Origin of the sequence: Nocardia sp. CNY236, assembly GCF_000482385.1 — a bacterium.
Taxonomy (GTDB): domain Bacteria; phylum Actinomycetota; class Actinomycetes; order Mycobacteriales; family Mycobacteriaceae; genus Nocardia.
Genome location: NZ_KI519394.1, coordinates 217,633 through 230,376, shown reverse-complemented (window position 1 = coordinate 230,376; position 12,744 = coordinate 217,633). Strand labels below are relative to the sequence as shown.

Genomic DNA, 12,744 nt, shown 5'->3' with positions numbered 1-12,744 from the left:
CCCGACGGGTTATGTGCGCCAGCCGAGGAAGTCGTTTATCTGATCGATGCCGACGGCCGTGCCGATGCGCTCGCGGTCGGACCGCACGCCGGGCCGTGGTATTCGCTCGGGTCGGTTGCGGCCATTGCGGGCATCATCGGTTTTCGACCACACGAGCCACCGCAACGAATCGGTCATGTCGGCGAGCAACTGTTGGTTCAATTGCCACACGTGGGTGTCGGGATGCATCGATCGCTGCAGTGCGGAATCGGCGGGCAGCCACTTGACGATGGCCTTCAGGTCGTGCCAGCCGAGCAGTTCAGTGCCCAGCTGGTGCAACCGCAGGCTCAGGGTGATCAGGTCGTATCGAATGGCCTCGACATGCTCTTCGAGTAGAGCATCGAGGCTCAGGATTCCCCCAAGGTGACCCCCGAGTGGGTGCGCCACTCGTCCAACAGCTCTTGGTATTCGTCCGGGTCCATGTCATCGAGCACGGCGAGAGCTCTGGGCGAGAGGGTCAGCTCCAGCAGGGTGTACATGGCATCGACGTCGTTGAGCCGGCGGATACGCCGGATCAGGCCGGGCTTGAGATATGACAGGGACGGTAGACGGAGCTCGGCGCCAGCAACCTGGCGGACGAATTCGTCCTTCACCTGAACCGGACGGTCGAGTGTGATCGGGGCTTTCGGAGAAGTCATGGCGCACAGACCCTTTCGCGATATCTAGTGATGCGCAGGCGGTTTCGAGGAAGGGCCCAGCGGCGGCGGGCGGGCCTGCGCGTAGGTGAGTGTCCCGCCGCCACTGGGGGCTTTATCAGGCGTTCTTCATGCCGTCGTCGAGGTAGCGGTAGGCCTTCACACCGACGTCGTTCTTGAACGCTTCGACGGTGATGGTGAAACCGGCCAGCTCGCGGGAGACGAACTTCCGCTCCTGGACCTGCGAGATCTTGGCGTTCGGCAGCACGATCCGCAGCTTCTTGCTCTCGTTCTGCATATCGAAGACCCACGAGCGGGTCGGCAGCACCGAACCGGTCTCCTCGATCGTGTACAGCTTGCCGTGGTCGGCCGAGGCATCGGTCGGGGTGACGTTGCCGAACACCTCGTTGAGGACATCCTCATCCCACACCGCGTACAAGGTGAGGCCGAAACGGACCGAATGCTCGGTCTGCAGATTCGCGATGATGTCGGCGTTCCAGTCCTTGATCATCTCGATCTTGCGTTCACCCATGGACTCGATACCGTCTTCGGAGACGTAGCCGAGCGGCTTGAACGCGGCGTCGGGGGCCTCGGAGGCGCCGACCGGCAGCGTGGTGCCCAACGGGGCGACCAGCACACCGCCGGTGACCGAGATCGGGGTGCCGGCGCCGATGTAGTTGCTGGAAGGCAGAGCCATTGTCGTTTTCTCCCTTTGGGATCGTTGCGCAGGCCCCTCGGGATTCGGTTATTCGGTTGTTGCTCCCGTACGGGAGTCGGGCGAGGACGTCGCCCCGCACGTGTCGAAGGCGGTCACGAAACCACGTCACCGCCGGGCTATGACCAGACGGCTGGCCAACAGCGCTGGGCGTGAGTCAGGCGAGCACAGAACCGCGGACGGTCAAATCCGCGGTGATCACCTGTCGTGGGGCGTCGGTCGCGGGGTCGGTGTCGTTCTCGACGCCGGCCTCGGCGATGTAGTCGCACCACACCGCGCCCAGGTAGCCAGGTGACGCGCCGGCGAGGATCGCGCGGACCACACTGGCCAGTCCTGCCGCGTCGTCGGAGTCGTCGGTGCATTCGAATTGCACGCGGGGACGGTCCAGGATCAGGTGCGGACCACGCTGGCCTTGCTCGTCTTCGCGATCGAGCCGCGGCTTGCGGTCGTCACGGACCACCCGCACCATTCGCGCCGGAGCCGGATCCGGCACCCGGGTCACGACCGCCGCGGTGTCCGACAGCGCGGCGAGTTCCGCGCTCAGGTAGTCGACCAGCGTCTTCTCGATGTCGGGAAACACGATTCGTTCGGTCATCGCGCCACCGCCTTTCGTGGGCTACTGCTGTCCGCGGGCCTGTTCGATCCGCTGACGCAGCTGATCGACCACGCCCGCGTAGGCTTCGGTCTTGGTCGCGGCCTCGAAAGACAAGCCGCGGGGATGGACAGCGCACCAGGCGCCGTCGTCGGTCTGCGTGACCTCGATATCGTCGAAGTCGTAGAACGACTCCGGATCCGGTGACGGCCACTGGCCGTTCTCGTCCTTGGTGACATGAATCCCGGTGTCGAACGCGCCGGGAGGACCGCCGGGGGTGGCTACCCACCGGATTTCCTCCAGGTCGGGATGCACCCGCACGCCACGCTTGACCAGATACTCCGCGACCCGCGTCGCCTGCTTCATACCCGTCACTGTCGGCTCGGCGGTTCTGGGCGAGGTGGTGCTACTCCAGGCCGGTAGATGAATCACCGACAGTTCCTCGGCCAAGGCCTTGACCTCGGGGTCCAGTGCCTCGGTGTCGGCATTCTCGGCAAGCTTTCCACTGAGCGCCTGCTGGATGAAAGCCAAGAATTCCGGCGTCACCAGCTGACCGGCATCGGTCTGGACGTACTGCGGCGGAGGCTGATGGTTGGCGAACTGAACGGATTCGATGATTTCCTTGTTGGACAAAGTTTGTGGTCACCACCCTTGAAGTCGTTGCGAGCGAACCTGGAAGCGGTCAGAGTCCAAGTAGCGGCAGAATCAGCGGAGCGACCTCGATCGCCAGTTCTAGCAGGGCAATAATGATGGCACCCATGGATTCACCTCCTCTCGGTCGAAAGATCAGTAGCCGCGGAAGGAATCCGGCACGATATGACCAAGGCCGACCAAGGTTTGGAATGCTTGCCGCTTACGCCGGCAATCCTCGGTCGTACAGTGACGGTGAGTCCGCATTGCGGCATGGGCTTGGTCCGGGGTGAGTGGTTGCGGTCGGGCACGATGATCGGTCAGCTCCAACAGCTGATGCACTGTCTCGTCCATGGGCGGCCCCTACTTTCCGGTCGATAATGGGCCCGCCCCCGGTAGGGGTGACCGGGGGCGGGCGCTCCGGACCCGGCGTTCATCCGCGGTCGGAAAGAGGCAGCGGAGGACGGCGGCGGGGTCGGAGCAGGTCGTGGCAGGCTCGGCCCCGCGATCGTCGTTACCGAGAGGGTGTTCGGGGGCCTGCCACGTATGCGGCCGGGCGTTCTGACTGCCCGGCAGTGGAAAGACTATGGCTCCGCCGTGGGCGGCGGAGCCATAGTCGAAAGTAATTGGTGTAGTGCAATTTCGAGATTTGGGCGCAGATCTGGCGCTGCAGATATCTTCACCTAAGCGATCTCCGATGTCAACACCCGAATCGCGCATGACCTCAAATATGCTGATAGAAACTGCTTTTGGGTAAACACTGAGGACGAGTTCGCGGTGTACGAGATGAGTTCGGTCAAGCACTTCTCTGCGATGACGACGGACCTTCGGCACGGCTCCGATCGCTGGCTCGAGGTCGAGCGGGTGCCGCATGTGAATGCGGGTATGCCGTCGACGGACACGTACGTGATTGTGGGAGTGGGCCTTCCCGATACCTTCTACCTCGATGCCAACGGGAACGACCAAGTGTGGACCAACCCTCGGCCCTCGCGATATACCCCGCAGATGGTCGACATGGGCAAACCCGGCCAGCGGGTGCTGCGGCTCGGCCCGCCCTCCTCCATCTCAGGTGCGCAAGGGCCCGTCGCCTTCGCGTTCGCATTGTGACAGTCGCTCATCTCGAGTCTCTTCCTTCCTCCGACCGCTCAGGTTCAACCTTCCCTGAGCTGCACTCGTTTCCAATGCACTCTGCGGATATGGCAGATTGTGTGCTGGAGTTGTCGGACGTGGTCGCTGGTCGGATGCCGGGGTGTCTGCCCTCGGGATCGGTTCACGATTCTCGGGTCCGGGTCCGGAACGGATGCGCCAGATGTGCGTCTAGAACCTCGCCCACGACATACAGATCCGGCAATTTCGGCGCCCACGGGCCGGGCACCGGCGCGATTCTGCCCGCGTCACGCAAAGTCTGTACTCGACGTGCGGTGAGGCTTCGGTAGCTGTCGCCCAGTTCTCGCGCCAGCGTAACGATTCCGGAGGCATTCAGCCGCTGCTGGCGCGCCTGCTCGAATTTGGCTTCATCCACGATGATTCGCGTTGCTGGCGGACAGATCACTCGGTTCGCCGCTTGCACGGCGGCGCGAATGTCCGCGGGTGCGGCCTGAGCTCCTTCGGTCATCGCCAACGCGATCACATTGCGGTCCAGCCAACGGGCTAGGCCGGGAGTGGTGGGTGCACCCGAGTATTCGAATCTGCGTTGCTCGCAGACCAGGCGCACCCACGATGTGAGTACAGCATGCAACTCGTCGGTGGCTCGCGCCGCGGCCGGGTTGTACGGCAGCGGCTGCTGGCTCGGCCGACGGTGCATGCGGTAGTCACCGGTAGTTCCCTGTCGGTCTTGTTTGGTGAGTGAGATGTCGAGTTCTTCTGCTAAATGCGGGATCTCACGTAGAAGCGCGATGAGCGCGGATAGCTCGGCCCGATCGAGGTATAGGTGGTTCGGGTCGGCGGTCATCACGCGACCGCCGCGGCGCGCCGAGTCGTGACGAAGGTTGTCATGGTGCCGTGTCCTCTCCGGCGGTATGCCAGTGGTCGAGCGTGGTGATGGTGATGTGATCGCAACGGAGCACCGGTGGATCGGGGTTCGCCGCGAGCAGTTCGGGGGGCGCATGCCGCCACCCGGCGTCGTCACACATCGGGCATCGACGGGTGGCGTCGCGGCGCGCGATCGCCTCGGCCCGGCGATCGACGCCGTGCTGGACTTCCCAGCGCTCCCGGGCGCGACGAGCGTCGGCACACGCGCCACACGGCGGTGGGGCCGGGTGATCTCGGTGCGTCGAACATCGCCGAGGTGGCGCGTCGCCTTCGGTTTGTGGCTGCCCCGTGACTTTTTCACGGCCAGGGTCGGGGCCAGGGGCAGGGGTTCGCGTCTGTCGCACCGATCCGGTGGCGACTGCCGAAGCATGTGCTTGCGCCCGTCGCGCGCGTCCGGAAACCTGTCCGCCCTTGCGGCCCGCGGCTGCGCGCTTGCGCCGGCGCTCCTCGATCTCGGCCTTGGACATCTGCCGCTCGTCCCAACCGTGAAACCGATAGCCGTCGGCCTCCGCGGTCCACAGTCCCACGTCCACCAACTTTTTCGCTTGTGTCGTCGAGCCGAGACCACGCACGATGGCGGCGGGCACGAATCCCTCGGTGAGCTGCTGCATGGACCACGAGCCGGCGCGCACCCACAACCCCATGGCGGCATTGCCGGCAGCGACCACCTTGGGATGGAAGCCGAGCTGATCGTCCACCTGGAACCAGGGCATCAGCGCACCTCCTCGGCCACCCCACGGTTGAGCGCCTCGGCGAGTCGGCGTGCATGGCCGTGCCGGAGGTAGTCGTCGGTGTGCCGACCGTCGAATAGGTAGCCGCGGGCATAGGCGATGGCGCCGCCCCAGGTGCGCCAATTTCGCGGCGACCACCAGCGTTGGAGGCGTCGTCGGGTCGCTACCTCGAGCAGGCTCTGACCCCAGCGCAGCATCGCCTCCGGGCTACCGAGACCGAAGTAGGCGGACAGGTCGGCAATCGAGCGCAGCGGGTTTCCAGCGGGTAGGGCGGTGATGGGATCGCCCGGTGCGGCTGCCCAATACGCGGGGATGTCGGTGATCGGTCGCTGCCCGGCGATCCCATAACCGCCGGGGTCGCCGTCGATCCCCGCGCCCGCTGGACGCAGCGGATCGGCGATGAGCGCACACGCGACCACTTCGAGCTGTGGCAACGCACCGTGTCCGGCCGCCGCTGCGAGGTCCCCCGCGATCGCGGCGCCTTGCGAAAAGCCGGCGAGCACCACTCTGCGTTCCGCCGCTTCGGCAGCTTCGAGCAGTGCGCGCCGGCCTACGGCGACGCTGTCGGCATAGGACAGCTGGCGGCCGTAGTCGGCGGGGTAGGCCACCATGCGCGGCGCAAAGCGTTTCGGATCGAGCGCATCGGCGAAGACCTGGCAGGCTCCCGCTCCGTCGGAATTCCAGGTACCGCCGACGATGAGTACGTCGAACACTTCGTCCGCGGCGCGAGGTGGCCAGGTTACGCGGCGGCGCAATGGTCGGGAGTTGGTCATGACTGATGTCCTTTCGCCAGACGTGCGAGATCGGACGGACACCGAAACGGCGCCGTCGGTCAAGGGAATTCGAGGAGGTGTGCCCGGTCAGGATGCGGAGCGGCGTAGGCAGCGCATCGGATCCGCGGCGGAGGGTGGCGCGCTGTCGGGGGTATCGGCCACATCGCGGGTGTCGGTCCTCGCCCACAGTTCGGTCGTGGACTCCGGCCGCAAGTTGGCTGGGTGCGTTGCGATGGACTGGCCGAGTTCGGGCCACACCGGATTGCGGTATCCGTAGTCGACATACACCATTCGGTGGTCGATCGCGGTGATCACACCGTATTCGACCGCTCCGCGCTCGGACGCGGCAGCGGGGGGAACGCACACGACCCGGTCACCGATGCGGGCGCGCAACGATTCCACTTCGGGATCGATTCGGGTCGTGTAATTTCGAGCCGTCGTCATGCGACCGGCTGCTCGTCCAGAGCGATTTCTGCGGTAGCTATAAGTTCGCTCATTAGCTGATTCCACGCCCGGCGGGCGGAGTGATTTGTACCACAAATTGTCGTGAGGGGGATAGGTGGGCCGTGCGGGAGGGCTGGTTGCTCACTCGGATGCTCCAGACTCGGGTACCAGATCGGTCACCCGGCAACCCAGAGCGGCCGCGAGGCGAACGAGTTCGTGCAGATCGAACGAGCCTCGGGAGTCGAGCCTGTCGGCCAGTGTCCCGGGGGGGATATCGGATAGTCGTGCCAATTCGACCTGGGTCAACCCGGCCGAGGACATGGCGAGCCGCACCAGATCGGCAACCATGCGGTCCAGATGTTCCATACGGAGCACCATAAGGTCCGAACGGACTTGTTTCAACTCGGAGTGATTAGCGGCCGCTATGACGATCGACGGCCGAGCGGGTTGGGCTGAATTGCGACAGCCGTTTGCTGCATGGCCGTTCGGACCTCAAAATAGTCCGTATGGGTGTGAAAAGGGTGGCCTCGGACATCAACCGAGCGGTGGGCAACGAACTGCGCGCAGCGCGGGCGCGGAGGAATCTGACGCGTCCCCGCTTGGCGGAACTAACCGGATTGGGGGTCAGTACGATTCAACGCTTCGAGAACGGCGAACGGTCTCCGGACATGCAGCAACTGCATGCCTTGTGCACGGCGCTCGATATTCCCATGCGGGAGTTCGTCGGGCTGGCACTGCGCGATGTGGAACGCCCAGAGGAGTAGGCAGAGCATCGCGCACGCCGCGATCGTCATGGTCGCGGCCGCCACCTCGAATCAGGTCGATTTCTCCCCTGTCACCGGGGGCGGTCGCCGCGCCGTCACGCGCACTGGTCGGTTCGTCGGCCCGAGAGTATCGGCTCATCAGCTGCCTCGGCGTACTGGACCACCGCGTCGGCAGGATCCACATCGGTCGCCCATGCGGCGAGAACGACATCGCAGAGAGTGCCGCCCCCCTGTATCAACCGCTGCACGGCTTCATCGCCGATAGCCACCTCCAGCAAGCCTGCCGCACTCCAACTATGCGCCTGCAAAGACTCTGCCATCGAGTCCGTACGGTCCACGACCACTATGCCCCTTCACTCGCTCCGACTCGCGCCCCTCATCCTGGATGGAACTCGAACGCGCGTCCTAGAACCTGGCGTAGTTATATCGCATCCATCAACGGATCGCGTACTAAAGAGACCCCACGGCAGTGGGATTCGCGGTAGTGCAAACCAAAACGGGTGCACCTCAGCAATCGCCGAGTGTTTGCCTGCGAAAGGTTTTCGCGCTCATTCGCATTCGACGACCGGTATCGGATCGTAGGTGACCGTGTGTCTGGTGCGGGTGATTTCCCGACCGGTGTAGTGGTCGGTGACGATACGGGTATCGGAGACGGTGAAGCCTGGAGCGCCTTCGGTCGCGATGCAGTCTTCACCCTCGGGGAGGGTGACCGTGGCGGGCTCGGTCGGCCTGGTGCGTTCGCCGGTAACCGATTCCACGTCCACCGTCTTGACCCCCCACATGCGCACTGTGACCGTAGAGGAGTTGGCGAACGCTTCGATGTAGACGCCGTTGGCGGTGTTGTTGCGGAACCGCAGGTCGATGACGCCGTCGAATACCGTGGCCTCGCGTGCCGCAGGATAGCGCGAGATGTAGTAGCTGTGTTCGGTGTGTCCTGCGTCTTCCAGGCCGGCGAAGTACGCGGCATTGAACAGCGTGGTGGCGAATTGGCTGATGCCTCCGCCCACCGCGGTGCTCGGCCGCCCGTGGTCGATGATGCCGGATTCGACATAGCCTTCCGCGACGCCGCGTGGTCCGGTGAAGTCGTTGAGCGAGAAGATATCTCCCGGCGCCACGACCGCGCCGTTCACCTTGTCGGCGACGGTGCGGATATTGACCCCTGAAGGGCCACTGAATCCGCTGGTGGTGAATTTGCCCATTACCTCGGTGATATTGAGCGCCTGCGCTGCCTCGGTGGTGAGTTCGGGCTCTCGCTTCTCGTAGGCGACCTCGCCGGCACGTTCGCCGGTGGCGATGATCAGTGCGGACAATTGGTCGAGTGTTTTCGGCCAATCTATCGTTTCGCCGATGACGGCGGGTACCACGGCTATCGTGCTCCCGGTCACGGTGAAGGCGGCGTCTTTCGGTTCCACCTCCGACTCGGCCAGTTGCGGAGCCAGCAATCCGATTGCTATCTCGTGGTCGATGACGGGTGCGAGGCCGCCGTGCTCATCGGGCTCGAAGGAGAGCACCGACGCGAGCTGCTCCGGGTCGAGGGTGGCCGACACACCCTTGCCCATGAGGGTGATCGGCGCGGACACCGCAGGCTCGGCGACGGTACGCAGCGCGTGATCCACCGCCTCCGGGCGTACGGTCATCGGCGCCGTGGTTTCCGGAAGGTCGAGCGGGCGGCCGAGCGCCCAGTTGTCGAGCAGTATCGTTCGGGCGGCGGCTACATCCAGGATGCGTCCTGGAACCGGAGGCACCCCGACCGGTCTGGCGTTCTCGAACACGATCGTGCCCTCGACGGTCGGCCGGTCGTAACGGCGTAGCGTCGTGAACTCACGATCCAGCGCCGCCTCGTCGACCGTACTGGCCACCACTACCTCGTGGGTATGCCACAGCGAGGTCAGCCTGGTGATCGGATCGAGCGGCTGGCCGCCGATGCGTGACCACGTGGCAGCCCAGTCCGCATGGAGGCCGGCGGCGCTGGGCACGATGGTGGTCTGTTCCTGCCCGATGGTGACCGGCAAGGGCGTCGTGGCCCGCGGGTCGATCTCGGCGCGCAACCGAGCGTCGGCGGCCTCGGGGTTCATTCCGCCGATATCGATACCGGCGACCACCGTGCCGCGCGGCACCTGGCCGGAGGACAACAGCAGGTCGGTCAGGTAGGCGAGACCGGTCAGCGCCACCACAGCGCCGAAGGCGATACCGATCCGTTTGGCCAATGGTGTGGAGAGTGGGGATTTCCCCGGTGGCATGGGTGTGCGAGCGTGCGCGGCATCCCAGCGACCGCCTGCGCTCGATCGGCCCGCGCCGCTGGTATCAGCTGTGACCTCCGGCGTCGCGGTCCGGGAGGCCGCTGCGCGACCCGGCACGGCCAGCGGCACGGTCGGCTGCGAATCCACCTCTCCCGGCCCGGTCCCGCCGGTCTGGGCGCGCGGCGCGGCCGGCTCGTCTTCCGCACGGGGGAACGCATCGGTGGGCGCCTCGGGGTCCACCCCCGTATCCCGGCTGAATTCGAGGAGTCGCCGGAGTCCGTCCTCAGGGCGGATTGCCCGGCCGGGCACACCCCGGCCAGCAGTCGACTCGCTCGTCACTAACCGTCCTCCCCGTTCGGTTGGTCGTGGCCGCCCGCCGACGCGGGCTACTGCGCCAACACTAGTGGCCTCGACGTGGTTGCGTGCGGGTCGCTCACCGATCGAGGACCGACCCGAGCAAACGCGCAAGGACCCGCGCAGTTGCCGGGTCGGGGGTCTGGCAACTGCGCGGAGCCATCTGGTGTATCGCGCCGGCTCGCGATGCGTTAACCGTGTGGTGAAACTCTTTTCGAGGACCGCGAGGAGAATCGACGCCGACGATCGCCACGACGACGCGAACCAATGAGGGAGAGGGATGGTATGCAGCTGGGAATGATCGGCCTGGGGCGGATGGGCGGCAATATCGTGCGCCGTATCGTCCAGGACGGGCACACTGCTGTCGGCTACGCGAACGACCACGACCAGATCGCCCGAATCGGCGAAGAACTCGGCGACCATTTCCAGGGTGCGACGACTCTGCCCGGGTTCGTGGCGTTGTTGCGGCGACCGCGCATCGTGTGGGTGATGATCCCGGCCGGCGCCACCGGCGCGGTCGTCGACGAGCTGGCCGAACTACTCGACCCCGGCGATATCGTCATCGACGGCGGAAACAGCCGCTATCACGACGACATCGCCCGAGCCGCCCAGCTGCGCCCCCTGGGCATCCACTACCTGGATATCGGCGTCTCCGGCGGCATCTGGGGCCTGGAACGCGGCTACTGCCTGATGATCGGTGGGGAGAAGCAGCAGGTCGAGCACCTCGATCCGCTGCTGCGGTCGATCGCCCCCGGCGTTGATGCCGCCCCCCGCACGCCGGGGCGCAGCGGTGCACCGTCCACCGCCGAACAGGGCTACCTGCACTGTGGGCCGGCCGGTGCGGGCCACTTCGTGAAGATGGTGCACAACGGTATCGAATACGGTGCCATGGCCGCGTACGCCGAAGGCCTGAACATCCTGCGCAAGGCCGATGTCGGGGTGCGGCGCGCCGACGCACACTCGGCGGAGCGCACGCCGCTGGACCACCCGGAGTACTACCGATACGACATCGACGTGCCCGAGGTCACCGAGGTGTGGCGGCGCGGATCGGTCGTCGCCTCCTGGCTGCTCGACCTCACCGCCGGCGCTCTGTTCACCGATCCGAATCTGGATTCCTTCGATGGACAGGTATCCGACTCCGGCGAGGGTCGCTGGACCATCGACGCCGCAGTCGACGAGGGTGTGCCGGTACCGGTGCTCTCGGCCGCCCTGTTCGCGCGGTTCTCCTCACGAGGTGAGTCCGAGTACGCGGACAAGATGCTCTCGGCCATGCGCAAGGCGTTCGGCGGTCACGACGAATTGTCCGACCGATGACGGGCGCGTTGCCGACGGCCGTCGGCAACCGCCATTGCCCCTGGGTGCAGATGTCGCCCCCAGGGGCCGTGTGGACGAGATCGCCGCTGTGGACTCAGCGCTCCAGAATCGCCACGACGCCCAGGCCGCCGGCGGCGCAGATGGAAATCAGAGTACGACCGGATCCCTTCTCTGCCAGCATCTTCGCCGCGGAGGCGACGATGCGCCCGCCGGTGGCGGCGAATGGGTGACCCGCGGCGAGCGAAGAGCCGTTGACATTCAGCTTGCTGCGGTCGATCGCCCCCAGCGCGCCGTCCAGTCCGAGGCGCTCTTTGCAGTACTGATCCGATTCCCAGGCCTGCAAGGTGGACAGCACCGTGGCGGCGAAAGCCTCGTGGATCTCGTAGTAGTCGAAGTCCTGCAGGGTCAAGCCGTTGCGGGCGAGCATGCGCGGCACCGCGTAGGTCGGGGCCATCAGCAGGCCATCCGGGCCATGGATGTAGTCGACCGCCGCGACCTCGCTGTCGACCAGGTGGGCCAGGACCGGCAGTTTGCGTTCGGCTGCCCATTCGTCGCTCGACAGCAGCACCGTCGAGGCGCCATCGGTGAGCGGGGTGGAGTTGCCCGCCGTCATGGTCGCACCGCCCGACTTCACGCCGAACACCGGCTTCAGCGTGGCCAGCTTCTCGACCGAGGAGTTCGGGCGCAGGTTGTCGTCGCGGGTCAAACCGAGGAACGGGGTGATCAGGTCATCGAAGAAGCCGCGGTCGTAGGCGGCGGCCATGTTCTTGTGCGACAGGTAGGCCAGCTCGTCCTGGGCCTCCCGCGTGACGCCGAACTCCTTGGTGGTCAGGGCCTGATGATCGCCCATCGACAACCCGGTGCGCGGCTCGGCATTGCGCGGGATCTCGATGCCCAGCATGCTCGGGCGCAACTGGCCGAACAGTTTGACCCGGTCGGCATTGGTCTTGGCGCGGTTGGCCTGCAGCATCCACTCGCGCAGGTCCTCGCTGACGCCGATCGGGGCATCGGAGGTGGTGTCGGTGCCGCCGCCGATCCCGGCTTCGATGCGTCCGGCGGCGATCGCGTCACCGACGGTGACGATCGCCTGCAGGCCGGTGCCGCAGGCCAGCTGCAGATCGTGCGCCGGGGTGTATGGGCTGAGCGTGCTGCCGAGGACGCTTTCGCGGATCAGGCTGTGTTCGCCGATCCGCTTCATCACCGTGCCGCCGGCGACCATGCCGAGCCGTTCGCCCTGCAGGCCGAACCGGCTGACCAGCCCGTCCAGTGCGGCGGTGAACATGTCCTGGTTGGAGGCGTGTGCGTACGCCTTGTCCGAGCGAGCGAAGGGAATCCGGTTGCCGCCGACGACGGCGACCGGGCGGACGGTCCTGCCGGTTTTGGCGGTGGTCTTCGCTGAACGGGCTTTGCTAGTCACTCGAGTCTCCAAGGTCTGATGGATGGGTGTTTCGGCGACCCGGTCCAGCGCAGGAATCCGCGCAG

The 12,744-nt window shown here is 65.7% G+C and carries 17 protein-coding genes; 3 read left to right on the top strand and 14 right to left on the bottom strand.

The window, feature by feature from the left end; genetic code table 11:
* Positions 1-9: 9 nt before the first annotated feature.
* The 6 genes from K940_RS30165 to K940_RS30155 form a co-directional block, all read right to left on the bottom strand.
* Entirely contained in the window at positions 10-426 is a 417-nt protein-coding gene (locus K940_RS30165; protein ID WP_036530044.1) for a DUF5361 domain-containing protein, read from the bottom strand.
* Positions 387-677 (bottom strand): hypothetical protein, encoded by a 291-nt coding sequence (locus K940_RS0124090; protein ID WP_155981095.1) that lies wholly within the window; start codon positions 675-677, stop codon positions 387-389. The genes K940_RS30165 and K940_RS0124090 overlap by 40 nt, the downstream gene beginning before the upstream one ends.
* Before the next feature lie 115 nt (positions 678-792).
* On the bottom strand, positions 793-1,371 hold the full coding sequence (locus tag K940_RS0124085) for a hypothetical protein (protein WP_028479571.1): 579 nt from the start codon (positions 1,369-1,371) through the stop codon (positions 793-795).
* A 175-nt stretch (positions 1,372-1,546) separates the two neighbouring features.
* Entirely contained in the window at positions 1,547-1,984 is a 438-nt protein-coding gene (locus K940_RS30160) for a hypothetical protein (protein WP_051407499.1), read from the bottom strand.
* A gap of 21 nt (positions 1,985-2,005) precedes the next feature.
* Positions 2,006-2,614 carry a hypothetical protein gene (locus tag K940_RS0124075; RefSeq protein WP_028479570.1) on the bottom strand — a complete coding sequence of 203 codons (609 nt, stop codon included), beginning with the start codon at positions 2,612-2,614 and terminating at the stop codon, positions 2,006-2,008.
* A gap of 153 nt (positions 2,615-2,767) precedes the next feature.
* Positions 2,768-2,965, bottom strand: coding sequence for a hypothetical protein (locus K940_RS30155; RefSeq protein ID WP_036530042.1), 198 nt, complete (start codon positions 2,963-2,965; stop codon positions 2,768-2,770).
* A 432-nt stretch (positions 2,966-3,397) separates the two neighbouring features.
* Between K940_RS30155 and K940_RS0124065 the strand changes: the two genes are divergently transcribed.
* Positions 3,398-3,718 (top strand): hypothetical protein, encoded by a 321-nt coding sequence (locus K940_RS0124065; RefSeq protein WP_196812349.1) that lies wholly within the window; start codon positions 3,398-3,400, stop codon positions 3,716-3,718.
* Positions 3,719-3,881: 163 nt separating this feature from the next.
* Here K940_RS0124065 and K940_RS0124060 read toward each other — a convergent pair whose 3' ends face one another.
* From K940_RS0124060 to K940_RS0124040, 5 genes are all read right to left on the bottom strand, one after another.
* A complete protein-coding gene (locus K940_RS0124060; RefSeq protein WP_036530041.1) occupies positions 3,882-4,562 on the bottom strand; it encodes a hypothetical protein in 681 nt (226 codons plus the stop codon).
* 40 nt (positions 4,563-4,602) lie between these two features.
* Complete coding sequence (locus tag K940_RS31185; RefSeq protein ID WP_028479567.1) at positions 4,603-5,355, bottom strand: hypothetical protein; 753 nt, start codon at positions 5,353-5,355, stop codon at positions 4,603-4,605.
* Positions 5,355-6,146, bottom strand: a complete 792-nt coding sequence (locus K940_RS31180) for a PE-PPE domain-containing protein (protein WP_051407498.1) — start codon at positions 6,144-6,146, stop codon at positions 5,355-5,357. The genes K940_RS31185 and K940_RS31180 overlap by 1 nt, the downstream gene beginning before the upstream one ends.
* A gap of 87 nt (positions 6,147-6,233) precedes the next feature.
* Positions 6,234-6,590 (bottom strand): hypothetical protein, encoded by a 357-nt coding sequence (locus K940_RS0124045; RefSeq protein WP_028479566.1) that lies wholly within the window; start codon positions 6,588-6,590, stop codon positions 6,234-6,236.
* A 141-nt stretch (positions 6,591-6,731) separates the two neighbouring features.
* Positions 6,732-6,956: a helix-turn-helix domain-containing protein gene (locus K940_RS0124040; RefSeq protein ID WP_196812348.1), complete on the bottom strand. Its 225-nt coding sequence runs from the start codon at positions 6,954-6,956 to the stop codon at positions 6,732-6,734.
* 140 nt (positions 6,957-7,096) lie between these two features.
* On the opposite strand from K940_RS0124040, the gene K940_RS30140 reads away from it, so the two are divergent.
* Positions 7,097-7,354, top strand: a complete 258-nt coding sequence (locus K940_RS30140; RefSeq protein WP_051407497.1) for a helix-turn-helix domain-containing protein — start codon at positions 7,097-7,099, stop codon at positions 7,352-7,354.
* A 95-nt stretch (positions 7,355-7,449) separates the two neighbouring features.
* Here the strand turns inward: K940_RS30140 and K940_RS0124030 are convergent, their stop codons facing one another.
* Positions 7,450-7,674, bottom strand: a complete 225-nt coding sequence (locus K940_RS0124030; RefSeq protein WP_155981093.1) for a hypothetical protein — start codon at positions 7,672-7,674, stop codon at positions 7,450-7,452.
* Between the two features lie 228 nt (positions 7,675-7,902).
* Complete coding sequence (locus tag K940_RS0124025) at positions 7,903-9,933, bottom strand: VanW family protein (RefSeq protein ID WP_028479563.1); 2,031 nt, start codon at positions 9,931-9,933, stop codon at positions 7,903-7,905.
* 300 nt (positions 9,934-10,233) lie between these two features.
* On the opposite strand from K940_RS0124025, the gene gnd reads away from it, so the two are divergent.
* A complete protein-coding gene (gene gnd / locus K940_RS0124020; RefSeq protein WP_028479562.1) occupies positions 10,234-11,262 on the top strand; it encodes a phosphogluconate dehydrogenase (NAD(+)-dependent, decarboxylating) in 1,029 nt (342 codons plus the stop codon).
* Between the two features lie 94 nt (positions 11,263-11,356).
* On the opposite strand, the gene K940_RS0124015 is transcribed toward gnd, so the two are convergent.
* Entirely contained in the window at positions 11,357-12,679 is a 1,323-nt protein-coding gene (locus K940_RS0124015) for an acetyl-CoA C-acetyltransferase (protein ID WP_028479561.1), read from the bottom strand.
* Positions 12,680-12,744: the final 65 nt, after the last annotated feature.